Here is a 22964-nt window from a genome sequence, read left to right on the forward strand (position 1 = left end):
CAGGCCTTGGGTACCGCGCAGACGCCGTCGAACCAGATCATTTTGGGCTTATCGCTGTTTTTGAGTTTGTTCATCATGGCGCCGGTGTTTGAAATTGCCTGGGCCACTGCGCTGCAGCCCTACATGAACGAAACCGTCGGATTTACCGAAGCCTTGGACGCTGCAAAGATTCCTTTTCGCGAGTTCATGTTCGGTCAGACTCGCGAAACAGACTTGATGTTGTTCGCTGAGCTTGGTGGCTATCAGCCCTTTGCCACGCAAGATGATGTTCCGATGGTGGTGCTCCTGCCGTCATTTCTCACCAGCGAGTTAAAAACCGCTTTCCAGATTGGCTTTCTGATGTTCGTGCCATTCCTGATCATCGACTTAGTGGTTGCCGCGGTCTTGATGTCCATGGGCATGATGATGCTCTCTCCAATGCTGATCTCTCTGCCATTCAAACTCATGCTGTTTGTGCTCATCGATGGGTGGTCGCTTATCGCCGCCACGCTTGTCACCAGCTTTACGGTCTAGGAGCAGAGTATGGGACCCGAAGCAGTACTCGCCGTTGGACAGGACGCTTTGTGGCTTGCAGTGCTTCTCGCCGGCCCGCTGCTGCTGTCAGCACTCGCGGTGGGTTTGCTCATCGGTATCTTTCAGGCCGCGACGCAGATTCAGGAAATGACCCTGAGTTTTATTCCCAAGCTTCTGGCGTTGGTGGTCGCATTGTTTGTTGCGGGGCCCTGGATGCTCCAGGTGGTCGTGACATTCTCGAGACGCCTGTTCATGGAAATTCCATCCCTGCTGGGGTGAATCCTATGGTGTTCACACCTGATGAACTGATTCTGCTGTTCCACACTTATTTGTGGCCCTTCTTGCGTGTGTCGGCAATGCTTCTCGCCGCACCTATTTTCAGCTACGCCTCTATTACCATCAGAGTGCGAATTTTGCTGGGGGTGACTGTTGCTGCGTTGGTGGCTCCCTTGTTACCAGCGACGCCGGTAGTCGAGCCACTGTCTGCGGTGGGTTTGGTGCTCGCGGTGCGCGAAGTCGCCATTGGTCTGGTGATGGGCTTTGTTATGCAATTGGTGTTTGCGGCGGTGGTTGTCGCCGGACACAGCGTGGCTATGAGTATGGGTCTCGGTTTCGCGATGTCCATTGATCCGCAGAACGGCGTGCAGGTGCCGGTAGTGAGCCAGCTCAATGTCGTACTGGCAACACTGTTGTTTCTGGCGATTGATGGCCACCTCATGTTGATCAGCGCCGTTGTAGAAAGCTTCGCGCTGATTCCCGTGGGAAGTGGGTTTTCTCCGTTGGGAATGTTTGCGAATGTCGCAGCTCTTGGCAGTCAGCTGTTTGCCAGCGCGTTGCTACTGGCGCTGCCCACATTGACCGCTATTTTGATGATTAACGTGGCCTTTGGCGTTATCACGCGGGCCGCCCCTCAGCTGAACATTTTTGCAGTGGGTTTTCCCGTCACTATCGTAGCCGGTTTCGTTTTCATGTTACTGGCGCTCCCAATGTTCATATCTACCCTCCAGCGTTTTTTGAGTCTTGGGCTCGAGCAAACGCTGTTGGTGCTGGGCTGATAGGGGGAGGGCGCTATGGCTGAAGAGCAGACCGGACAAGAACGCACAGAACCGCCTACAGAGCGCCGCAAAGAAGAGGCGCGAAAGAAAGGGCAGGTACCGCGATCCCGAGAGCTCAACACCATGCTCTCGCTGCTCATCACCGGCGTTGGTCTGTGGATTTTGGGTGGCGGACTCATCGATGGTTTGTTCGCTGTGACCACGAATGGCTTTAGTGTTGATCGCGCCGCGGCGTTTGATTCAGAACAGCTGCCGGTGCATTTCATGCATATGGCAGTTTCAGCATTGCTTACCTTGGCCCCGCTGTTTGCTGTGACTGTCGTTGCCGCACTCGCGGGACCACTCATCATGGGTGGCTGGTCCTTCAGTCTCCAAGCCATGGCTTTTAAGCTTGAAAAGCTCGATCCCGTAAAAGGTCTGGGTAGGGTGTTTTCCGCAAAGGGACTACTGGAGCTGGTAAAAGCTTTGCTGAAGTTCCTAATGCTCATGACCGTCGCCTATTTTCTGATCATGGCCTTTGAGCACGAGATTCTGACGCTGAGTGCTCTAACGCCGGGAGAGGCCAGCAGTCGCGTCGTTGTGATGCTGGTTACATCTCTGATTATTCTGAGCGCCGCCATGGTGCTTATTGTGATGTTTGATGTGCCTTTCGAGCTCTGGAACTTCAATAAGCAGCTGCGCATGACGCGCCAGGAAGTTCGCGATGAGATGAAAGAGACCGACGGACGTCCGGAAGTGAAACAGCGCATTCGTGCCCTGCAACGGGAGGTCTCCCAGCGGCGCATGATGGAGGACGTCCCTACGGCCGATGTTGTTATCACAAACCCGACGCATTACTCCGTTGCCTTGTCTTACGCCGACAGTGGTGGCGCACCGAAGGTTGTGGCTAAAGGTCGGGACTTGATTGCACTGCAGATTCGAACCATAGCTAATGAGCACGACGTTCCACTCTATGAAGCGCCGCCTCTTGCTCGGGCCTTGTACGGCAGCACCGAAATTGGCGACGAAATCCCCAATGACTTGTATCTCGCCGTTGCGCGCGTACTGGCATATTTGTTCCAGCTGCGACGCTCCAGACCGACGGACTATGTGCCCCGTCCTCTGGATTTGGAAGTACCCGACAACTATGAGCACCTGATGGACAAGGAGCCTAATGATGGCGACGACTAACACGCTACCGGGTGCTACTCAGGGACCCATGGGTCTGATGTCCGGCATCGGCACACCTCTGGTGATGATGCTGCTCTTGTCGATGATTGTATTACCGTTGCCGCCGGTGATTCTGGACGTGCTCTTCACCTTCAATATTGCGCTGGCGATTATTGTTCTCCTCGCCGCCGTTTACGCAGGCCGGCCTCTGGAGTTTGCGGTTTTTCCCACGGTGCTGCTGATTTCTACCTTGCTGCGTCTGGGGCTCAATGTGGCGTCGACGCGAGTAGTGTTGCTCGAAGGGCACACTGGTACCGGCGCAGCCGGTAGCGTCATCGAGGCCTTTGGTGATTTTGTTGTAGGCGGCAGTTACGCCGTGGGTCTGGTGCTCTTCACCATTCTCGTCGTCATCAACTTCGTCGTTGTTACCAAGGGTGCGGGGCGAATTTCTGAGGTCACGGCGCGTTTTACCCTGGATGCCATGCCCGGTAAGCAAATGGCAATTGATGCTGACTTGAATGCCGGACTGATTACGCAGGACGAAGCTTTACGCCGACGCGAAGAAGTGGGTAGCGAGGCGGACTTTTACGGGGCGATGGATGGCGCTAGTAAGTTCGTCCGTGGAGATGCGGTCGCCGGTATTTTGATTCTGTTTATCAATATTCTCGGGGGTTTTGCGATCGGTACATTGCAGCATGATCTCACCGCTGCTCAAGCCGCGGAAAACTACGTGTTGTTAACGATTGGCGACGGGCTGGTCGCGCAGATACCGTCCATGCTCTTGTCAACGGCCGCGGCGATCATCGTGACACGCATGTCGGGAACTGCCGACATGGGTGCTGAGGTGGTCTCGCAGCTCACAGACAATCCGCGGATTCTCTTTGTCGCGGCATCGATTATCGGCATCATCGGCCTTGTTCCCGGCATGCCTAATACTGTTTTTCTCGGTATCGCCGGTGTTTTAGGGGCCATAGGCTATCTAAAAGCACAGCCAGCGCCCGAGGCGACATTGGAGCCCGAAGTTACAGAAGAGCCCAAGCCTGCCGAGGCAAAGGACCTGAGCTGGGATGATGTCGCTCAGGTTGACGAGATAGGCTTGGAAGTGGGTTATCGACTCATATCGCTCGTCGACAAAAATCAGGGCGGCGATCTTCTCAGTCGTATTAAGGGCGTACGTAAAAAGCTGTCACAGGAACTGGGTTTTCTTGTGCATTCAGTGCACATTCGCGACAACCTGGATTTATCGCCCAACAATTATCGAATAAGCCTGCATGATGTGATCGCCGGCGAGGGAGAAGTGTTCCCGGGGCGGGAGCTGGCGATTAATCCCGGTCAAGTGTTTGGTGAGCTTGAGGGCGTTGCAACAAAAGATCCCACCTTTGGTTTGGATGCTGTGTGGATTGACGCTTCCCAGCGCGATGAAGCCCAGACCATGGGATACACGGTGGTGGACAGCAGCACAGTGATAGCCACGCATCTGAGTCAGATTCTCAAGAATCAGGCGCACGAACTTATCGGTCAGGATGGGGTACAGCAGCTCCTGGACAAGCTGTCGAAGTCGTCGCCGAAGCTGGTTGAGAGTTTGGTGCCGGGTGTTATGAGTCTCTCGGAGGTTACCCGCGTAGTTCACAACCTCTTGGAGGAGGGGATTCCTGTTCGGGATATGCGGACCATCGCGGAAGCCCTGTCGGATCATGGTGGAAAGGGTCAGGATTCTGACGCTTTAACCGCCAGAGTTCGCATCGCTCTGGGTCCTGCAATCTTTCAAACCGTCAACGGAACGGCACGGGAGATGCCAGTTATGGTGCTTGACTCACAGTTGGAACAGATATTGCTGTCTTCGGTAGAGGGGTCTCCCGGTGGATTGGAGCCTTCGTTAATGGACGCGGTGATTCAGCAGGTAATTCAGGCTTCAGGAAAGCTGGAAACGGATGGTCATAACCCAGTGCTACTGGTTGCTAGCAACATTCGGTTGTTCCTGTCGCGGCTGCTCAAGGGGCGCATGAGCAACTTTTACATACTGGCTTACGAAGAAGTGCCGCCCACTAAGTCCATTCGCGTTGTTGCCACGATTGGCAGCAACCCAGGGAATAGCCCTGGAAATAATCCGGGCGGCAATCCGGGAACAGAACGTGGTCAGGCGGGTGGCGCTGCCGCAGGCGCCGTTAGCGCTGCGGCCTGATAAGAGCTGCAGCCTTATACCAGCAGAGGTAAAGATAAATGAGAGTTGAACGCTACGTAGCAAGAGATAGCCGCAGTGCCATGGCACAAGTGCGCGCAGAACTCGGCGCTGATGCACTGATACTTGCCAACCGCCGAGTGGCGGGGCAGGTTGAAATTACCGCTGCCATCGACGTTGAGCACGCTGTCGCTAACGCAGTGCCTAAGCAAAGATCTGCGCCCGAGCCGGAGCGCAGACCCAAGTCAGTCGCGAGTCCTACCAATGAGATTCAGCTGAAAGCGCTGGAGAATGAGTTGGAGCGTCTTCGCAATATTTTGGATAAGGAGCTGGGTGGACGGAAGTGGCAGGAGACAGGTAAAGGGCCCGCGCAGAAATCCGTATTGCGACAGCGTTTGCTGCGGATGGGATTATCGCGAACGCTTGCAGGAGAGCTGCTTGATCGCCTCCCACGCACGGAGCGTCTGGATGTAGCCTGGCGCCAAATTGTCACAACCCTTGGAGATCGACTTCAGGTCTCAGAAGCTGAAACTATCCCAGGAGAGCTGACAGCGGTCTACGGCGGTACCGGTGTGGGTAAAACCAGCACGATTGCTCGTTTGGCAGGAGAGGATATCCAGCGCATAGGGCCTAATCGAGTGGGGTTGATAACGCTTGATAGTTACCGTGTAGGCGCGCAGGAACAGTTGGCGAGCTTTGCTGATACCTTGGGTGTGCCTTTGTTTGTCGCCGATGATCGGCAAAGTCTGTCTTTGGCATTGAAGAAGATGCAGGGACGAAAGATCTACATAGATACTGCGGGAATGAGTCAGCATGACGCTCGCCTGAGACGGCAATACGAGCTGGTTCGAGGCTTCGGCAAAACGGTCAGGCATGTCCTGGTGCTTGCTGCTTCTGCGCAAGCCTCCCAATGTCGAGCTTTGGCCGCAAACTTTGCGCCTCGGGCACTTAGCGGTGCTATCATTTCGAAGGTGGACGAGGCTCAGAGTCTCGGCGGTGTTTTGGATGTTGTTATCAGTGCTAGATTACCGCTGTTAGGTTTTAGCGACGGTCAACGGATTCCGGAAGACCTGCATTATGCAGACGGTCTTGAGCTTGTGCGGAGAGCCGTACAACTTGCCGATGTTGATCCGGCAGTGCCGGCCAGACAGCTGCGCGTCGCTAGTTAGCGACTTGCACGAGAACCGCGGACTGCAAAAAAATGACAGCCAGCGTTCTCAACTTAGAGTGCGCAGAGTGTGTAGAGTGCGCAGAGTGTGTAGAGTTGCGCAGAGTGTGTAGAGTGTAGTGATGGACAGGAAACAGCAATGACAGGTGCAGCACCCGTAAATGTAATTGCTGTCACCAGTGGCAAGGGCGGGGTTGGCAAGACCAACGTCGCCGTCAATCTTGCGGTGAGTTTAGCGGAGAGCGGGCAAGAGGTTCTCCTTTTCGACGCCGATTTAGGTCTCGCTAACGTGGATATCGCCTTGGGCCTTAAGCCTGAATACGACATCCAGCACGTGATCAAAGGAGAGCGCACCCTAGACGAGATCCTCATAGACGGTCCGTCTGGTATTCGCGTTATTCCAGCTTCATCGGGTGTCGCTCGGATGGCGGCACTCTCGCCAACAGAGCAGGCGGGTCTCGTAAGGGCGTTTAGTGAATTGGCCGTGCCCGTGGACACACTCATTGTGGATACCGGAGCCGGTATCGACAATACGGTTCTAACCTTTACCGCAGCATGTCAGGAATTGATCGTGGTGATTTGCGATGAGCCCACGTCCCTCACCGATGGCTATGCACTGGTTAAGGTGCTCAATCAGCACTGCAACGTAAAACGTTTTCAGATTCTGGCCAATATGGTGGATAACGATCTTCAGGGGCGCCAACTCTTTGAGAAGCTTTGCAGCGTCACGGATCGATTCCTGGACGTTCATCTTGGCTACCTTGGTGCGATCCCCAGAGATGATTATCTTCGGCGCGCTATTCGATCGCAGCAAGCTGTGGTCACAGCCTACCCTCGGTCAGACTCCGCACAGGCCCTCCGGGCGATGAGTGATCGGGTGAAAGCGCTGCCTACTAGTCGTTCAGCGGGTGGACTGGGCTTTTTTGTAGAGCGTCTGATCGAATACCGCAGCGGCAGCGTCTGAGTTAAGAGTGAGTCGAGTGTGAGCCGAGCGTCGGCCTACGCAGAATCTGAGGCGCCAAGTGCAGACGCGATGGTGCGTGAGTTTCTGCCGCTCGTTAAAAAAATTGGTCTCCGTCTTGCCGCTAAGCTACCCGCTGAGATTGAGCTCGATGATCTAATGCAGGTTGGATTGATTGGCCTGCTCCGAGCGAGAGATAGCTACGATGCTTCTCAGGGGGCGAGCTTCGCCACTTATGCGGGTATCCGTGTGAAAGGCGCTATGCTCGACGAAATACGTACCCACGATTGGTTGCCGCGCTCGGTGCAAACGCAGCTGCGTCAGGTGTCAGAGGCAATAGATCGAGCGGATATGCGCCTGGGGCGGCCATCGCAGGATGCCGACATTGCCGCAGAGCTTGAAATGCCTTTGGGGGAGTATCAGCAGCTGTCAGGTCAGCTCGCCTGCGCTAGGATGACTCACATCGAAGATAGCGTTGAGGCAGAGAGCGCCCTACTCAATACTGAGAACCCCTTTGAAGAAGTAAGAGCCGAGGGGTTTCGGGAGGCTTTGGCAGAATCTGTCACGCAGCTGCCAGAGAAAGAACGATTGATGATGTCTTTGTATTACGCTGAGAGCCTGAACTTGAAGGAGATTGGCGCGGTGTTGGGGGTATCTGAGTCGCGGGTTTCTCAACTGCATGGTCAAGCGTTGGCGCGATTGCGTGTCACGCTTTCACACTGGCGCGAATAGGGGGCCAGAAATTGGCAAAAAAACCAGCCAAGTCAGCTAAGAAGAAAGGCAAACCCGCAGGGGTGAGTTTCGATTTCTTGACCCTCATCGGCGTCACCATGGCGGTGGGTGCGATTCTGGGTGGTAACTGGCTCGAAGGTGGGCATATCTCAGCCCTCATGCAGTTGACCGCGTTCATGATTGTTATGGGGGGTACGCTCGGCGCGGTATTGGTCCAGACTCGACTTAGCGATTTTCTGGCAGCTTTACGTCGGCTTGGCTGGGTATTGCTGCCTCCCGCCTACAATCGCTCTGCGGTGTTGAGTAAAACCATCGACTGGAGCAAGGCGGCGCGTCGAGAGGGTCTTCTGGGTCTCGAGTCTGCGGTAGGTAAGGAACAGGACCCCCTCACGCAGAAAGGCCTCCAGTTACTTGTTGACGGTTTAGAGCCCGAAGTGATCCGAACGATCATGGATGTCGAGATTGATAACGCGCTTGCGCAGGACGTTCGCGCTGCAAAAGTTTACGAAGCCATGGGTGGTTACTCTCCAACTATAGGCATTATCGGCGCTGTACTGGGCCTCATCGATGTCATGAATAATCTGTCCGACCCCACGCAACTGGGTGCTGGTATCGCTGTTGCCTTCGTAGCCACAATCTACGGGGTTGGATTTGCAAACCTTTTCTATTTGCCCATTGCTAATAAGCTGCGGGCGATCTCTGGGGATCAAATGCAGTACTACGAAATGGTCGTCGACGGGATTGCGATGATTGCCGATGGTGATAATCCGCAGGCCATTCAGAGTAAGCTCGAAGGGTATCTCGACTAACCATGGCTAGACGCAAGCCGCCAGAGAGTATCGATAATCACGAACGCTGGCTGGTGTCCTATGCGGATTTTATTACCCTTCTCTTCGCATTTTTCGTGGTGATGTACTCGACTTCTGCGGTTAATGTTGGCGACTTTCGTGTCCTGTCAGACTCCATTGTGCAGGCCTTCGGGCTGCCGGGGGTGTCTTATGACCCTAGTCGGCCAGATGGCGACGGCACCCTGTCTTCAAGACTTGGTATTCCCATGGCGCGGGAGCTTGATGAACCCTCTGGGATACCCCTAAAGTCTGCGGGGAATACAGATGCATTGACTGCGGGGGCCGGGGAGGTGTCGTCCGGAGAAGAAATCGCTGGAGTGGAAATGGCCCTACAATCTTCTGTCGGCGACCTTATCGCTCCGGATCGATTCGCCGTGACGGGGAACGACAAGTGGCTCGAGATCAAAATTCCCGCGCGCATGTTGTTCCCCTCAGGCTCTCGCTCGCTCCTTGCCAGCTCTATACCAATGCTCCAACGCCTGGCCGACACGCTCATAGGCCTGCCTAACGAGGTGGTGGTGCAGGGGCACACTGATGATCAACCGATTCGCAATGGGCAGTTCCCTTCAAATTGGGAGCTGTCGACTTCGCGGGCAGCGGCTGTTGCACGGGTCTTTGAGGAGGAGGGGGTCGACCCCTCACGACTCAGCGCAGTGGGTTTTGGTCCGAATCGTCCCATTGCAGACAACGCCACCGAGGAGGGGCAAGCGGAAAACCGTCGCGTGGTTGTTCTGGTGCGCAGTTCCTTGTTAACCCAGGTAGTGGGCGATGGCTGATCCGTCTGGACCTGGCCCCGTGACCGGGGTTTCGGGGACACCGCCTCTGCGAAGGCTCCGCCGAAGTGGCGAACGCAAAACGCGTCGGCGCCAGCAACGAGAGTCAGAAAACGGTAACGGAAAAGACGAAACGCCAAAAGATCAGGGTAGCCGCAAGGGGCGGTTTTTAGACGAGCGCTGTTAGGCGACCCCTTCCTCTCCGGGGCTATCTGATAGAAGCGCTCCCTGCTTCTGCACGACGTGCTGAATAAGCTGTTCCTGAGCTTGCAGGTCATCATCAAAGTCAACGCGAATCCAGTAAGGCATGGTGGCTGAGTCAAGGCGCTCCTCACTGCTCACAACGGTCCCAGCTATAGATAGAGTCACCTGCGACGGCTTCAGAATAATACTGAGCTGCAGTCTAGTTCCAGGCTCTAGAGTATGACGTCCCTCAAAAGCGATGCCGCAACCGCTAAGATTGACCATGCTACTGTCATAGGAATGTACGCCCTCCTCTTCATATTCTAGAGACTGCGCGGCGATCACTGATACCTTCCGATTGAGCAGGCCGAGAGCTTGGGCCACCATCGGGTGTTCGCGCCATACCGCATTAATGCTTTTGTTCAGTTCTCGATCCAGCTCGGCCAGGAGTGAGCCGGTGCTAATTTCGAGGCCACCGGTGTCTTGACTGGTTTGTTGTCCTTCTGGAGCCTCGGGAATAACTTCATAACGCAAAAGGACCACATCATTGATGCGGTAGTACTTTCGTCGCTCTATGAGATTGGTTCGTGGTTCAGTCATGGCTTTACTCTATCCCGAGAATTTCTAGAGCGTCCGGATTAATCTCACGGATGCTCTTGAGTTCTGACTCTTCTGCGTCCTCGATGCCTTGTCTTATAACGATTTCTACCCTTCGATTAGATGCGCGGCCTTCCACGGTGTCGTTGAAAGTAAAGGGACGAGTGTCCGCGAATCCCACCACCATCATGCGATCATCTTTGAGTAAGCCCTCCCGCAGGAGTTCGTGTGTTACTGACAAGGCACGGCTTGATGAAAGACCCCAGTTGGATTCATAGCGACCGCCGCGCAGCGGAGTGCTGTCGGTATGACCCTCAATAGAAATAGTTCCTGGAATTTCAGCGAGTGCATTTCGGATACGAGCCATGACGGGTACAAAGTCTGTGTTGAGAGTCGCAGACCCTGAGGGGAAAGAGCCTTGCTCTCGGATACGTACGGTAATGGTTCTGCCGTCCGATTCCACATCGACCTTGCCGGTTTGTACTTCGTCTTCGAGCATGTCCTGCAGCTTCTCTGCATCTGCCGCCGTTTCAGCGAGCAGTGCGGTGATTTTCTGCTGTAGCAGCTCTTCAGCTTCGGCATCTTCCAACTCGCCTTCACCGACTCTCAAAGACGGGTCCGTGGTCTGGTCAGTTACCTGTTGGATGGTTTCGACGATGGTGTCGCTCGTTTGTCCGGGGCTAAACTCCGTTGCCACTACGCTCGTGCCCTTGGGAATATCCTCCAGCTCAAATTCGTTTTGAACACCAAAGGCAACCTTCATCGAGCCCGCAATTTGCTTGAACTTCTCTACATCCATTTCTGCGAAGGAAAGTAGTAGCACAAAGAAACACATGAGCAGCGACATTAAATCTGCAAAGGTGGCCATCCATGCGGGGGAGCCTGCGGGGCCGTCTTCAGACATCGTATTTACTCGTATACATCAGTCACTGGTTATCCGTCATCTCCGCCACGTTTATCGGGCTCGAGATAGGCTTTTAGCATGGATTCGATAATTCGGGGGTTTTGGCCTTCCTGGATAGCCAGCACTCCATCGATGCACATGGATCGAACTTTCAATTCATCGGCTTTGCGAAGAGTGAGCTTGTCTGCGATAGGCATGGCAACCATATTGGCGAGCATCGCACCGTAAAGCGTGGTCAGTAGGGCAACGGCCATCGCTGGACCGATAGACTTGGGATCCGACATGTTTGAGAGCATTTGTACCAGGCCGATGAGTGTTCCAATCATTCCCATCGCGGGAGCCACATCAGCTGTTGCGCTAAAGACCTTGGCGCCCCAACTGTGCCGCTCAATAGTTTGTTGCATGTCCTTGCTTAGGACTGTGTCGACGACCTCTCGGCTGTTTCCATCGATGAGCATTTTCACGCCCTCGTCCAAAAAGTCGTTGTCTATCTCCTGATTCTCGAGGGCGAGCATGCCTTCTTTTCGCGCAATGTTTGCCAGCTCAACAATTTTCTCGATGAGCTCTTCAGGATCAGAAGATTTATTGACGAAAGCGGTGAGAGCGACCTTGAATGCGCCAAAGAACTGGCCCATGGAGAACTTGATCATCACCACCATGATGGTGCCACCAAGCACGATGAGGATGGAGGGCACGTTGATAAATACCAACGCCGAGCCGCCGGTCAGTATGGCGGCCAAGACAATACCTATTGCCCCGACCATACCAAGTAGTGTCGCCAGATCCATTTCAGTCCTCGGTAAAGATCGTTGTCAAAATAACCGCTAAAGTATACACAGGGTATGTAAATATAGCGGCACTCTGGCAATTATCTAAAGCTACATGTTTCGCTGGTAATGTGGCACGCGGTGAGCAGCAGAGCCCTCCGCAATTCACTATTTCGAGGTGGTGTTGGAAGAACTGCAACTGGCACTTACGACCGCCCGTGTTGATCAGCGTAATTTTGGTTTATGGATCAACAACTGGCAGATCGGTCAGACTCTCAATGCGTTGGTGACAAATCAGCTGCCGACGGGGGAGCTGGTGCTGCGCGTGGGCGGCCAACAAATTACTGCGACAGCCGACATTCCCATTCAGCAGGGTGCTCGATTGCAGTTGGAGGTCGCCCAGTTACAGCCCGTCCCAACGCTGAAGGTGTTGAACCCCACCATTAGTCCGGCGGCCGCCAATGTGGGAGGTACTTTGCAGTTACTCCCCGGCAACGCCTCAGGTATTGCGAGTCCGCCGATCGCAAACGTTGTTCAAGCACTGCAAGCCAGCCAGATCGCGAATATCTTGCCGCCCGTGGTAGCGGATTCGATTGCACAGATTTTAAAACAGGTGAGTCGGCCCGTTCAGTTGACGCAGCCCTCAGGACTGGCGAATGCGATGAGCGAATCCGGCTTGTTTCTTGAAAGTAACGTTCGTGCATCTGCAGAGGGTAGGCCTCTTGCGCTTCAAGGAGACCTTAAAGCTGGGTTGTTCCGCGCTTTGGCAAAGGTCGAGGCCGCCTTAGCTCGTATTGAGGCCTTAGCCATGCCCGCATCCGACGCGGAGGCGCTTCTGGAGATGAAGCGGGAGCTTGAGGCGGGCCTTGGCCGCATAACGCTGCACCAGTTGAACTCTCAACATGCTGATACCCCCGCCGCTCGTCAGTGGCAACTGGAGATTCCAGTTCAGCTGGCTGATTCTGTACACAGCTTGCGTATAGAGATTGAGCGAGACGCTGGAAACGGGGCCCAATCGGATGACGATGACTCCGCTGAGCAATGGAGCGTCAAGCTTCAGTTGGCTCCCGCTGCATTGGGCGCGCTGGAGATAGCGATGCAGTTTCAGGATGACGCGGTAACGCTGCGTGTCGCGGCGGCGCAGTCCTCTGTACGAGGTCTCATCGATGCGGGAATGCCCAGTCTGATCAATGCTCTCAATAGTCGCGGTATATCGGTCACGACGAGCCCCGCGGCTGAGTTGCTACCTCAGGAGGTTTCTTTAGATGATTCAACCACCGGGCCTGCCCTGGACCTCCGAGTATGAGCGTTAAAGATAAGCCAACGCACTCTTCCGGCTCGCAATCCGCGGCACTCTCTTATAGTGGTGAGGGCGCGCCGGTACTGGTAGCAAAGGGTGAGAATGCGATTGCCGACCGCATCGTCGAGCTTGCCGCACAGCACGATGTTCCGATTGTGCAGAACGAACAGCTCACGGAGTTACTGTGCCAAATACCTCTCGGAGACGAAGTGCCTCCAGCACTTTACGTTGCGGTCGCCGAAGTGCTTGCTTACGTTTACCGCCTTAACGCACAGGTGGACCGCCGCGTCTAAGTCGCCCCCGCATATCGCGTCTGGGGCAGCGCTGTTGTATGCTCTAACTTATGATTTGCTGATGTATGTATGCGGTTATGGATAAGGTCAAAGCACTAGAGCAACTGTCGATTCGCCTTTCGCACATGGCTGATGGCGTGGACGAAGAAGTCGACGCTCTGCTGGTACAGATCCGCAAGCTCCTCAAAGGCAGCGGCGATGCCTCAAAAATTGAGAGCCTGTCAGGACGCCTGGCTCGCACCATGCTGGCCAATACGGGCGTTAACGCCGACAAAGCTAAAACTGTGGAGGGAGGTTATGACCTCTCCGGTTTACGTAAGCTGATAAAGACCATGCCGGTACGCGGTGACGAACAAGAACGCATGAGTAAGCTTGTTCAACAGGTCGCCTCGGGTACAACGGCAATGGCGCGGCAGAAAGCTTTGGTCGACTTACTCGGTGCCTCTGCCGAAGCGCTGCGAGAGGTGGCGACCCGGGATAAATCAGACAGCGGTGTTTTGGGCTGGCTTGGTAAAAAGTCCGGTGCCGAAGGGGAAGATGATCGCTACGTAGCGCTGTTTGTGCAGTTGTTACAGCGCCTCGTAGAGCACATTGATGTCTTGAACGGCAACGCGATACGTAGTCATGCCATCAAGGAGTCTTTGGAGCAGGCCGTACATCCGGCTGAGGCGCAGAAGCTTCTTGCCGAAGTCACCGACGAAATCGAAACCATTGATGCGCGGATTCGTGCGGAAAGGAATCAAACAACTGACTTTTTAGGTGATCTTCGCTCGCGTCTCGATGGGTTTGAGGAAGTACTGAATTTACTGTCCGATGATGGCGACAGTTCACTCAAGCGTTCAGAAGAGCTACAGAGTGGCGTTGGTAAGGACACCCAGAACCTTGGCGAAGCTGTTAAGACCGATGACATTAATCAGATACGTAGCGTTATCGCAGAGGGTCTGAGCACTCTCACAAAACGCGTTGAAGAACACGTCGTCGCAGAGCGTGAGCAGCACGAGACCGCGAAAGCACGTGTGGCTGAGCTCAATGATCGTCTTGCGCACCTGGAAGACGAAGCCGATATTTTGCGCAGCGAGATTCGAAACAAGAATGATCTCGCTCTAAAAGATGCGCTGACCGGCGTTTACAATCGAGCGGGCTATGACGAGCGTACCAAGGAGCTCTTCGCTCGATGGCAGCGTGCTGGTGCAGCCCTGTCCATCGTCTTTGTTGATTGCAATAAGTTCAAAGAGATCAATGACACCTACGGTCATACCGCAGGTGATCTCGTACTCGTAAAGGTTTCAGATGTGCTTCAAGCTCGAGCGCGCGCCAGCGACATCGTTTGTCGTTATGGCGGAGATGAGTTTGTGATTCTTCTGCCTGATACCCATGTGCAGGGCGCGGAAGTCTTCGCCCGAAGCGCTTGTGACGAAGTGCTCAACGCCGGCTTCAACGATAACGGCAAACCCCTCGATGTTTCTATTTCTTGTGGCGTAACGGAGCTTGTCACGGGTGACACGCTCGAAAGCGCTGTTGGACGCGCTGATGAGGCTATGTACCAAGCCAAGAAAATGGAAGGCATGAAGGTCTGCGTCGTTAAATAGTTGTCCCGCTTATCGCGGGGCTCCTCTCCTAAATCTATCTCTCAACAGTTTGCGCTGGAAGTTCCCATCGCAAACTGCTCGCGCCTCGCGATCTTTTATATTATAATTTTCTAATAATACTGCAGCGGCCCACCACCGCCGCTCGGTGTTACTCGTCTTCGGTCCGTGAGCATTAGCTTACGGTTAGCCCCTAAGCCTTTGTGCATAGGGGCTTTTTTTTGCCTGCTTGCCTAACGCCGGCGTGGAGGACTGCTGCCGTTGCTTACGTAGCGACCTGCGCAGGTCTGCTATCGGTGCTTGCGCAGCGAGCGTTAACCCTTCTAGCGAGCGAAGTAAGTGGCGATAGCAGACCGGTCCAGCGATAAACAAGCTCGCGGTTATGCTTCAGTTATCGAGGTTCAGAAAAACCCCGTGCTCATTGAACCAGCGTTCATCGATAACCCATCGGATACTACTCACATCAGGCAGGCCTTCAACTAGCTCCATTGCCCGGGATTGCGCTTTTGCGAGCGTATCCTGGGCTGCCATCATGTCCGGATGATCCACGGCGGTGGCGCCGAGTTCCGGGTAGGCGGTGCGCAGAAATCGCATTGCCGGAACTTGCGCTGATCGCGGACTGTTCATCGTGGCAATGCCATTTTCCAGGCCGATTACGCGGAAGGGAAAAGGGAATTCGGCAAGCTGGCTATCCCTCGCCAGACGCTCGTTAACTTCGGTGACACGGCTGTCTTGCGACAGCCAATACCAAGCTACGCTCAGGGTAATCACGGTCAGTAGACCTATTAGATAGTTTCTGGCAAACCTATCCATAGCGTTCCTCAGCACCCACTAGTAATTGCTGATTCGACCTAAGAACCGAGTCGGCTTAGGCGGCTAGCGCGCGGAGCATCCATGCGGTCTTCTCGTGTACGCGCATGCGATCTGAAACAAGGGCAGCAGATGACTCATCGTCAGCACCTTGGGCCTTCACCAAGACTTCTCTGCAGGTTTTAACGATTTGCTCGTGTCCCTGAGTCAGGATGCGGATCATTTCCGAGGCTGGCGGCACACCGTCAACTTCTTTGATGTTCGACAGCTCGGCAAATGCCTTGTAAGTGCCGGGTGCGACAACGTCGAGGGTTCGAATTCGCTCAGCAACTTCATCGACCGCGAGCGCGAGCTCGTTGTAGTGCTCTTCGAACATTAAGTGCAGCTCTCGAAACTGGGGCCCCGTAACGTTCCAATGAAAGTTGTGGGTCTGGAGGTACAGGGTGTAGGAGTCGGCGAGCAAGACTTTTAAACCGCCCGCAATGCTCAGTCGATCTGCCTCGTTAATACCAATATCTATGCCACTCATAACCACTCCTTTTTTCGCTTCTGGTTTCGTGTTCACTATACGACTGATATGGTGGCGGTTTGCCTGAATTCAAGCGATAGAGGGTTTATTTGTGACAACGTTATCTGAGTCATTGACACTACCTTGTGGCACGGTTGTACCTAATAGAATGGTAAAAGCTGCCATGACCGAGGGGCTGGCTGATATTGGCGGATATCCCACGGGGGCCCATGAGCAGCTTTACAGGATCTGGTCGGAGGGCGGCTCCGGTGTGCTGATTACCGGAAACGTCGTGGTGGATGCGAATCATCTGGAACGACCGGGTAACGTTGTGGTTGATCGCGAGCCTGATGCGGCCATGAAAGAGGCACTAGCCAAATGGGCGGCGGCTTCTACGAGCGCGGGCAATCATACCTGGGTTCAAATCAGCCACGCGGGGCGACAAACCCTCAAAACGGTAAATCCCCATCCCAAGGCGCCTTCGGCTGTGAAGCTCGGCTTGCCGGGCGGCCAGTTCGGCGAGCCAGAGGCCTTACGCACTGAAGAGATAGCCGATTTGGTGAATCGTTTTGCCGTTGCGGCAAAGGCGATGCAGGAAGCGGGATTCAGCGGCGTACAGATTCACGGCGCTCATGGCTATCTCATTTCGCAGTTTCTTAGCCCTCGCAGTAATCAACGGGACGACAACTACGGAGGTGAACTTGCCAATCGAGCGCGCTTTCTACTGGAAATTATTGATGCGACTCGCGAGGCTGTAGGGCCAGCGTTTCCTGTCGCCGTAAAGCTCAATAGCGCCGATTTTCAGAAAGGCGGGTTTGCTTTTGAGGACAGCCTTCAAGTGGCCAAGTGGCTCGAAGAGCACGGTGTTGACGTTATCGAAATTTCCGGCGGCACTTACGAGCAGCCCAAGCTGCTGGGTATGGAGGGCATAGAACCCACGGAGAAGCAGCATGTGGCCGAATCAACGCTGCGTAGAGAGGCTTACTTTGTTGATTTTGCTCTGGCTATGCAAAAACAGGTTTCTATCCCGTTGATGGTGACTGGAGGCTTTCGGTCCCGCGCTGCGATGGAGCAGGCCTTGGCGGAGGGGGGCGCTTCATTGATCGGTTTGGGCCGGCCGCTTTGTGTACAGACGGATGGTCCTGCGCGATTGCTCGCGGGAGCCGAGTCGCTGCCTCGCTATGAAGATGAGCTTGCCTTATTGCCTTCATGGCTGGGCTTCTTGCAGGGCATCAGTCTGATCAAGACCCTGAGCACCTTTGCAACCACCTATTGGTTCTACGCGCAGCTGGATTCTTTGGGACGAACTGGAAAAGTGCTGCCGAAGCTGTCCGTTCTGAAAGCGGCTATGCAGGTGGGCAAGCAGCAATCGACGTTTTTGAAGGCTCGACGCAGCCAGGGCTAGGATCGAAAAAGAGTCAATTAAAAGGGCGACCGTTCAGTCGGTCAGCTCTAGATCCATCCACACAAGGCGGTGGTCGGACGACGCGCTGCGTTTTTTTACCAGTCGCCTCAGGGGATCATCGGGTGTGGGCCAAAAAACGCCTGCATCAATCACCCGCCACCCGCTTTTACTGGGCACTACGTAGTCGGCTCGCATACCCCAACTCGCTGTATGGGTAGGACTGAACCGACTGTCCGCATTGTTAGCGCGTCCACCATCACTGGTGGGTAGTAGGCCTCGTCGTACCTTTTCGTGACCCAGCAGAGCACTGATGCCTTCCCGTCGGGCATCACCTTCTTCCATGGAGGCATTGAGGTCGCCAAGCACGACAAAGCGCTCGCCCTTCAGGCCGCCCGAGCGTCCTTGATCGTCGTAGATATAGGAACTCGTTTCAGCGTCTTCGATGTAGTCTGCCCAAAACCGTATCTCATCATGATTTCGGCGCCCATTACGATCCTCGGGGCCATCGAAGACCGGAGGCGTGGGGTGGCTGGCCAATACATGCAGTGATTTGCCATTGATTCGTACAGGAACATCCCAGTGTGACTTCGAGGAGAGGCGCAGTTTTTCCTGAACCGTCTCGGGATACCAAAGCTCGTTGTTCTCGGTGCGCATGTCCTTCATGAGGTTGTTGGGCATATCCTTCCACTTAAACAACTGGAAACTTCTGATCGCCTCGAAGTCGATGGGGTAGCGGCTCAGCAAAAGCATCCCGTACTGGCCCGGGTAAAGACCATAGCCAAAGGCGTCATTGCCGGTGCCTGACGCTTTGCCATCCCTGTCAAGGTCCATGCCTGAATCAACGCCTGTATTAACAGGTCCCTGATAAAAATAGGGGTAGTCGATCGCCTCAACGCCAGCCCTTGCTTGCTGAAGGTAGCGCTCAAGAAATGGCTTTACTCCTTGGGCAGGATCCGCGTGGTAGTCGAATTCGTTGAGTAACAGTATGTCCGGGCGAACCCGCTGAATAATCTCAGCAATATTGCTGATTTGGGGATGATCGCTGTTGCTCAATGCAGCAGGGAGTTCGTGACCACTTGGAGTGACACCCTTACCCACATAGTTACCGCCTTCCATACTGACATTGAACGTCGCAATACGAATGACGCGTCCTTCGCTATGGACTCCTGCAGGCATTAGCAGGACCGCGAGTAAAAAAAGGAAGGGTAAGCGTGGCATCTGAACTCCATCGTGTGTAACCGGAAAGTTCCATAAATTCGAAGGGCGACACGTTAGCACGGCCATCGCGTATCACCCATGGTTTTCGCAGCGTTTGGGAGCTTCTTCGCGTAAACTACGCGGGTAAACCTGCTTACCCCCCCACTGCTATCTACTGGAGCCTTCAGCCCATGACTATCGATACCGATGCAGCAAGAAAGTTTCTGTCCCGAGACTTCATGGACTTCTGTATCCGCTTGGGACTTACCTTCGTGGTGATCGTGGCCTGTGTCCGTGTGTTTGCGCCATTCATGCCAATAATGATCTGGGGCATTATCTTGTCAATTTCGCTGTATCCCATGTTCATGTATCTGTGCCGGCGTTTAGGCTGGGGAAGCGGCAAAGTTGCTACGCTTATTGTCGTCTTGGGCATACTGCTGCTGGGTGTTCCTACAGTAATGTTGGGTAGTTCCTTTGCCACGCATATCTTCGATGTCATTGGAAATTTCGATGCGCAGACGGTGACCATTGAGCTACCCGACCCCTCCGTCAAAGAGTGGCCTATTGTGGGTGAGCGCGTCTACGCTGCCTGGTCTGCGGCGCACACTGATTTGCCAGGGTATATCGAGAGTCTCCAGCCGCAGTTAGGAAATTTCAGTAAAAGCGCACTGCAAGCAGCCGCGAGTACCGCGGGGACGCTATTTTTCTTCTTTGGTGCACTCATTATTGCGGGAATCATGATGGCTTATGGTGAGTCAGGAACTGCCGCCATGGCGCGCATCTTTTCCCGCATGGTGGGAGAGCAGAGAGGCCCCGGCTTGCACACGATCACAACACTCACCGTACGATCTGTTGCAACAGGAGTCGTCGGCGTCGCATTTATTCAGGCGTTGTTGTTGGGTGTCGGTTTTATGTTGGCAGGTATCCCGGCTGCTGGTTTACTTGCCTTGGTCGTTTTAGTGATTGGCATACTTCAGCTACCCGCATTGATAGTCTCCATCCCGGCGATTGCCTACGTATGGGGCATGGGAGATGGCGGCACGATAGTCAATGTCGCGTTGACTGTGTACTTCATTGTGGCGGGCTTTGCTGACAACGTGCTCAAGCCAATGCTGCTGGGCAGGGGGGTCAGTGTGCCGATGCCTGTCGTCTTGATTGGTGCTTTGGGAGGCATGATGGGAGCCGGAATCGTTGGGCTGTTTGTAGGCGCGGTGATACTCAGCGTGGGCTATGAATTGTTCATGGACTGGGTCGATGAAACCGCGCCAGCGCCCGACGCGTCAGAAGACAGTGGCGATACCGCAGACGTTTCTGGTTAGTTCAAGCTCGTTTAATGACAATTATGACGCTGCGCAATAGCTTTGTCTTTCTGGCGGGAGTCGTCCTTGTCGGTTGCACCACGCTAGGCCCGGATTATCAGGAGCCCGAGCTCAGCTGGCTCGTGGAGTGGCAGCCTGATCTTTATGGTCAATTAGATACAACGGCTGCGGCAACGGACTCTGAACTTACCGAATGGTGGCGGCGCTTTGAAGATCCGGCGCTCGATTCATTAATTCAAAAGGTACTTACCCAGAATCCGAACTTGCAGATCGCTGGATTGGGCGTCCTGGAGTCGCGGGCGAGACTGGGTGGTGCACAGGCTTTGCGTTTCCCGCAGTCTCAGCAAATAGGGGCGCAGGCGGCATACATTCGCCAGCGGCGCAGCGATGGCCTTTTACCCGCTAGTGAAGATAGTTTTGGCAGCTACGATGCGGGTGTGTCAGTAGGCTGGGAACTGGATTTTTGGGGCCGTTTCGCCCGCGGTATCGAGTCGGCGGATGCCGCTTTCATGGCATCGGTGGCTAACCAACGAGATCTGCAGGTTCTGCTCGTGGCGCAAACAGCGGACATTTACTACGCCTATCGTACGGTGCAATTGCGGATTGCTATTGCTAATGAAAACGCGGTTATTCAAAAGCGCAGCTTCGATATTACTCAGCAACTGTTTGATAGCGGCCAGGAATCCGAGCTCGATCTACAGCAGGCTCGAACCCAATATCTCGCTACGCTCGCGACCATACCTGATCTTGAGCGCAGCCGCGTGCAGTTGCGTAACGCGCTCGCAGTCCTCTTGGCCCGTCCTCCGGGTCCCATCGCCGAGTTGGGAGGTGAGCCTGAAAAGCTTCCCAGCGTGGAACCCGTTGCGCTAACAGGTATACCCGCACAGCTTGTGCTGCGCAGGCCAGATGTGCGCGCTAGTGCCTGGCAGGCGGGCGCTCAGTCAGCTCAAATCGGCGTCGCTAAGGCTGATCTGTATCCTGCGCTATCGCTATTTGGCAGCTTTGGCTGGAACGGCGATAGCCTGGGCGTAACAGCTGATGGTCTGACTTTCGCAGCCGGTCCAGCGATCAGCTGGAATATTTTTGATTACGGACGTATTCGTTCGAATGTTCGTGTACAGGACGCGCGTTTGCAGCAAACGCTGGTGGCATTCGATGCGACGGTCTACCAAGCTGCCCGAGAGATTGATGATGCGGCCATCGCGGTCATCAAAACGGCAGAGGCGGGCGATGTGCTGACAGAGTCCCGCTCCGCTGCGGAACGAGCCTTGGAGCTGGCAAACCGGCGTTACAAAGAAGGCTACGCCGACTTTCAGCGAGTGCTCGATGCGCAGCGATCGTTGTTCTCTCAAGCTGAGAAAGAGCTCGTCAATGAAGGGGCACACATTTCTGCGGTGATCACGCTCTATAAAACCTTGGGTGGTGGATGGCAGCCTCAGTCTCTGGAAGAGATGATTCCCGAGGATCTGCGCGAAACCATGCGCAATCGGGTGAATTGGGGCGACGACTTGGAGTCACCGGTTCCCGAGGTGCTGGATAACGCCCAATCAGGAGGAAGTTCCCAATGAGTGATATCGAAGCAGGAGCAGAGGAATCATCAGCACCTGCGATGAAGCGTACGACCTGGATTGTATTGGCGTTAATTGTAGGAAGCCTCGGCTGGTATCTTCTATCGGATCGCTATGCTCCCTATACGAGTCAGGCACGAGTGCAGGGTTACGTCATCGGCGTCGCGCCGGAAGTAGCGGGTACCATTACCAAGGTATTGATAAGCAACAATCAGGAAGTGGAAGAAGGTGATCCGCTTTTTGAAATAGACCCATCGCAATATCAGATCGCGCTTTCCCGCGCAGAGTCAGATCTGGTGAATGCCCGAAGCCAGGTGGAGGCGGGTAACGCAACAGTACTGAGTGCTCGCGCTAATCTCACGGCGGCCGAGGCTAATCGGCTCCGTGCGAGTCAGGACTATGCTCGGCTAAAGCGGCTTCGAGAGACCGATCCCGGTACATTGTCGGTACGTCGCTTGGAGTCATCAAAGGCGTCTCTGGATCAGGCAGAGGCCAAAGTGGCTGCCGCGAAGTCTGATATTCAGCGCGCGATCGAGCAGAAGGGTGGAGATGATGAGAGCAGCAACGCTATCTTGTTATCCGCACAGAGCGCAGTTGAGAAGGCGCGCCTGGATCTTGAGCGCACGGTGGTAAAAGCCTCGTCCGCCGGTTTGATCACAGACTTGCGCGCTGATGTTGGCCAGTACGCTGGTACAGGTAAGCCTGTGATGACCATTATTGCTATCCATGATCTATGGATTAGTGCGGCATTTACAGAGAACAATCTTGGGCACATGCGGCCCGGGACTACCGCAGAGATTCTCTTCGATGCTTTGCCGGGTGAAGTGTTTCCGGGCAGCGTCAGGAACGTTGGATTAGGCATAAGCGCCGGTCAGGCTCCGGCTCCGGGTACTTTGCCGACGGTTAGCAATAGTCGCGATTGGTTGCGTCAGGCGCAGCGCTTTCCTGTTGAAGTGGGGTTTAAGGTCCCCCGTGACCAAACCGTGAACCAGCTGCGTATTGGCGGACAAGCTTCGGTGATTGTCTATAGCGATGACGCCACAGTGCTGCGCTGGTTGGGTCAGATCTATATCCGATTTATGAGCTGGCTGTCTTACGCCTACTAATGAATCTGAGATGCCTGCCAAGCAAGCAAGATCAACGGTAAGC

At 54.6% G+C, this 22964-nt stretch carries 23 protein-coding genes; 17 read left to right on the forward strand and 6 right to left on the reverse strand.

The window, feature by feature from the left end:
• From fliP to AB8B76_RS00370, 10 genes are all read left to right on the forward strand, one after another.
• Window positions 1-513: flagellar type III secretion system pore protein FliP (gene fliP / locus AB8B76_RS00325; RefSeq protein WP_405268582.1), on the forward strand; the 513-nt coding region annotated here is incomplete at its 5' end.
• A 9-nt stretch (window positions 514-522) separates the two neighbouring features.
• Complete coding sequence (gene fliQ, locus AB8B76_RS00330; RefSeq protein ID WP_405268585.1) at window positions 523-792, forward strand: flagellar biosynthesis protein FliQ; 270 nt, start codon at window positions 523-525, stop codon at window positions 790-792.
• A 5-nt stretch (window positions 793-797) separates the two neighbouring features.
• Complete coding sequence (gene fliR / locus AB8B76_RS00335; protein WP_405268588.1) at window positions 798-1568, forward strand: flagellar biosynthetic protein FliR; 771 nt, start codon at window positions 798-800, stop codon at window positions 1566-1568.
• Between the two features lie 15 nt (window positions 1569-1583).
• The gene (gene flhB, locus AB8B76_RS00340; protein WP_405268591.1) at window positions 1584-2738 is read left to right on the forward strand and encodes a flagellar biosynthesis protein FlhB; all 1155 of its coding nucleotides are present in this window, start codon (window positions 1584-1586) and stop codon (window positions 2736-2738) included.
• Window positions 2725-4899, forward strand: a complete 2175-nt coding sequence (flhA, locus tag AB8B76_RS00345; protein ID WP_405268594.1) for a flagellar biosynthesis protein FlhA — start codon at window positions 2725-2727, stop codon at window positions 4897-4899. The genes flhB and flhA overlap by 14 nt, the downstream gene beginning before the upstream one ends.
• A gap of 38 nt (window positions 4900-4937) precedes the next feature.
• Window positions 4938-6065: a flagellar biosynthesis protein FlhF gene (flhF, locus tag AB8B76_RS00350; RefSeq protein ID WP_405268597.1), complete on the forward strand. Its 1128-nt coding sequence runs from the start codon at window positions 4938-4940 to the stop codon at window positions 6063-6065.
• Between the two features lie 138 nt (window positions 6066-6203).
• Window positions 6204-7028, forward strand: a complete 825-nt coding sequence (locus tag AB8B76_RS00355; protein WP_405268599.1) for a MinD/ParA family protein — start codon at window positions 6204-6206, stop codon at window positions 7026-7028.
• A gap of 18 nt (window positions 7029-7046) precedes the next feature.
• Complete coding sequence (locus tag AB8B76_RS00360; RefSeq protein ID WP_405268602.1) at window positions 7047-7757, forward strand: RNA polymerase sigma factor FliA; 711 nt, start codon at window positions 7047-7049, stop codon at window positions 7755-7757.
• Window positions 7758-7768: 11 nt separating this feature from the next.
• Window positions 7769-8566 carry a flagellar motor protein gene (locus AB8B76_RS00365; protein ID WP_405268605.1) on the forward strand — a complete coding sequence of 266 codons (798 nt, stop codon included), beginning with the start codon at window positions 7769-7771 and terminating at the stop codon, window positions 8564-8566.
• A 2-nt stretch (window positions 8567-8568) separates the two neighbouring features.
• Complete coding sequence (locus AB8B76_RS00370; protein ID WP_405268607.1) at window positions 8569-9381, forward strand: flagellar motor protein MotB; 813 nt, start codon at window positions 8569-8571, stop codon at window positions 9379-9381.
• A 180-nt stretch (window positions 9382-9561) separates the two neighbouring features.
• Here AB8B76_RS00370 and AB8B76_RS00375 read toward each other — a convergent pair whose 3' ends face one another.
• From AB8B76_RS00375 to pomA, 3 genes are read right to left on the reverse strand one after another with little or no spacing between them, the layout of a single operon-like run.
• Entirely contained in the window at window positions 9562-10161 is a 600-nt protein-coding gene (locus AB8B76_RS00375; protein WP_405268610.1) for a PilZ domain-containing protein, read from the reverse strand.
• 4 nt (window positions 10162-10165) lie between these two features.
• Window positions 10166-11062: a flagellar motor protein MotB gene (locus AB8B76_RS00380; protein ID WP_405268613.1), complete on the reverse strand. Its 897-nt coding sequence runs from the start codon at window positions 11060-11062 to the stop codon at window positions 10166-10168.
• Between the two features lie 29 nt (window positions 11063-11091).
• Window positions 11092-11850, reverse strand: coding sequence for a flagellar motor protein PomA (pomA, locus tag AB8B76_RS00385; protein WP_405268616.1), 759 nt, complete (start codon window positions 11848-11850; stop codon window positions 11092-11094).
• Between the two features lie 160 nt (window positions 11851-12010).
• Between pomA and AB8B76_RS00390 the strand changes: the two genes are divergently transcribed.
• The 3 genes from AB8B76_RS00390 (at window position 12011) to AB8B76_RS00400 (ending at window position 15011) form a co-directional block, all read left to right on the forward strand.
• Entirely contained in the window at window positions 12011-13135 is a 1125-nt protein-coding gene (locus tag AB8B76_RS00390) for a flagellar hook-length control protein FliK (protein WP_405268619.1), read from the forward strand.
• The gene (locus tag AB8B76_RS00395; RefSeq protein ID WP_405268622.1) at window positions 13132-13422 is read left to right on the forward strand and encodes an EscU/YscU/HrcU family type III secretion system export apparatus switch protein; all 291 of its coding nucleotides are present in this window, start codon (window positions 13132-13134) and stop codon (window positions 13420-13422) included. Before AB8B76_RS00390 ends, AB8B76_RS00395 begins: the two co-directional genes overlap by 4 nt.
• 77 nt (window positions 13423-13499) lie before the next feature.
• Window positions 13500-15011: a diguanylate cyclase gene (locus tag AB8B76_RS00400; protein ID WP_405268625.1), complete on the forward strand. Its 1512-nt coding sequence runs from the start codon at window positions 13500-13502 to the stop codon at window positions 15009-15011.
• Between the two features lie 384 nt (window positions 15012-15395).
• Here AB8B76_RS00400 and AB8B76_RS00405 read toward each other — a convergent pair whose 3' ends face one another.
• Both AB8B76_RS00405 and AB8B76_RS00410 read right to left on the reverse strand, forming a co-directional pair.
• Entirely contained in the window at window positions 15396-15821 is a 426-nt protein-coding gene (locus tag AB8B76_RS00405; protein ID WP_405268628.1) for a hypothetical protein, read from the reverse strand.
• Window positions 15822-15876: 55 nt separating this feature from the next.
• Window positions 15877-16347 carry a Dps family protein gene (locus tag AB8B76_RS00410; RefSeq protein WP_405268631.1) on the reverse strand — a complete coding sequence of 157 codons (471 nt, stop codon included), beginning with the start codon at window positions 16345-16347 and terminating at the stop codon, window positions 15877-15879.
• A 148-nt stretch (window positions 16348-16495) separates the two neighbouring features.
• Between AB8B76_RS00410 and AB8B76_RS00415 the strand changes: the two genes are divergently transcribed.
• Window positions 16496-17731 (forward strand): NADH:flavin oxidoreductase/NADH oxidase family protein, encoded by a 1236-nt coding sequence (locus AB8B76_RS00415; protein WP_405268633.1) that lies wholly within the window; start codon window positions 16496-16498, stop codon window positions 17729-17731.
• Between the two features lie 33 nt (window positions 17732-17764).
• On the opposite strand, the gene AB8B76_RS00420 is transcribed toward AB8B76_RS00415, so the two are convergent.
• Window positions 17765-18949: an endonuclease/exonuclease/phosphatase family protein gene (locus tag AB8B76_RS00420; protein WP_405268636.1), complete on the reverse strand. Its 1185-nt coding sequence runs from the start codon at window positions 18947-18949 to the stop codon at window positions 17765-17767.
• A 170-nt stretch (window positions 18950-19119) separates the two neighbouring features.
• Between AB8B76_RS00420 and AB8B76_RS00425 the strand changes: the two genes are divergently transcribed.
• Genes AB8B76_RS00425 through AB8B76_RS00435 form a run of 3 tightly spaced genes read left to right on the forward strand, consistent with a single transcriptional unit; the run spans window position 19120 to window position 22921 of the window.
• Complete coding sequence (locus AB8B76_RS00425; RefSeq protein ID WP_405268639.1) at window positions 19120-20247, forward strand: AI-2E family transporter; 1128 nt, start codon at window positions 19120-19122, stop codon at window positions 20245-20247.
• Window positions 20248-20261: 14 nt separating this feature from the next.
• Window positions 20262-21815: an efflux transporter outer membrane subunit gene (locus tag AB8B76_RS00430; RefSeq protein WP_405268642.1), complete on the forward strand. Its 1554-nt coding sequence runs from the start codon at window positions 20262-20264 to the stop codon at window positions 21813-21815.
• Entirely contained in the window at window positions 21812-22921 is a 1110-nt protein-coding gene (locus tag AB8B76_RS00435) for an HlyD family secretion protein (RefSeq protein ID WP_405268645.1), read from the forward strand. Before AB8B76_RS00430 ends, AB8B76_RS00435 begins: the two co-directional genes overlap by 4 nt.
• Window positions 22922-22964 lie beyond the last annotated feature (43 nt).

The organism is Congregibacter sp. (genome assembly GCF_045107095.1).
Taxonomy (GTDB): Bacteria; Pseudomonadota; Gammaproteobacteria; order Pseudomonadales; family Halieaceae; genus Congregibacter.